Below are 1,240 nucleotides of genomic sequence, written 5' to 3' on the forward strand. Positions count from 1 at the left end.
CGGCGGAGAAAATCTATGATCGGACGTTCCAGATCTCGTGCCATGCATGCCATGACAACAAAAGCCCCTATGTGATCGATCCGCATATTGCGCAGAGCAGGGTCGGTTTCCGTTCAGCCGGCGATTCCAGATCGACCGCCTTCAGCCTGGGAGATTTTCTACCGCATCGGCCGCGGTTACCGGGCGCGCCGTTCCGCGTGGTCGGCTCCGGCTACACCGGCACCTACCGCAATGAACTTAGCCAGGCCAGGACGGTCGAAGATCCGACAGGCAATTGCACAAGCTGCCACACGCTTACCACACAAGTCACGGGCCGCCGTTTTGCCGCGGACGCAGCGGGGCATGAGCCGACGGTCACGTTGCCAACCTGGGTCCAATTGCTCGAGCTGCACGAGGAACAGATCGTCTACGCCGAGATAGCCGCCCACCGGACAGACTGGGCGGCCGGCAGCGGCGGCATCCATCCCTGGATGTTGCCGGGGTCCGGCAATGACCTGTCCTCCAGCGCGCCGCGGCTGAGTGTAGAAGACTGGCGGAAGCTGAGCGACTGTCTATGGGGAGCCGGCGGCTCTGAGTGTGGCTACCGCCCACTCTATACTCGCTGTCCGGCGCCAGAGGCGCAGGATGAAGGCTCTTCGCTCGCCGATGCCGAGATTGAGGTTTTGCCTCCACCGCCCGGAGAGGGGGTGAAGACGCGTGTCCTTCGCGTAAGCTGGACCTTTCGCAACAGCTACGGCGATGTTCCAGAGCGCGACGATGTCAGGATCAATGTGGCAGTCAGCGCGGGCGCTATTCCGGCAAACGGGGATCCGCCGCGAAGCGGTGAGTATCCGAGCATCGAGCAGGCAAAGGGTGCAAACGTCGAGGCCACCTCCGGTCCAGTCAGTTCATCCGGCTCCAGCTTGCTGATCCAGAACGTTTCGTTTGCCGGTCACACGAAATGGAGCGATGCGACGCCGTCTATGTCGCCGCGCGCCTTCCAAATCGACCTGCCTGGTGAATGCAACCGACGCACCTTGATCCGCTTGGTGCCCAAACGGTACTGCTTCGATCAGAGCCAAGCGGCATTTGGCGAGGCAGACCATTTGATCTACGCCGATGTTCAGTGTGACTAGGCTTCGCTGATCCCCACTTGGCGCGATCGAAGCGGCTGATAAGTGTCGGGATTTGCGATAACATGATCGGGTGCTACATGGTCGCCGCACCAAGGAGGGTCCCGGAGCGTGACCACGCCGGTTCC

General features: G+C 61.6%; 1 pseudogene. It reads left to right on the top strand.

Features of this window, described 5'->3' with window-relative positions:
• A pseudogene (locus AC4FWB_RS34320) lies at positions 1-1,115 on the top strand (hypothetical protein); the annotation flags it as partial.
• Between the last annotated feature and the right edge of the window lie 125 nt (positions 1,116-1,240).

It is taken from the genome of Mesorhizobium sp. LEGMi-168a (genome assembly GCF_058312955.1).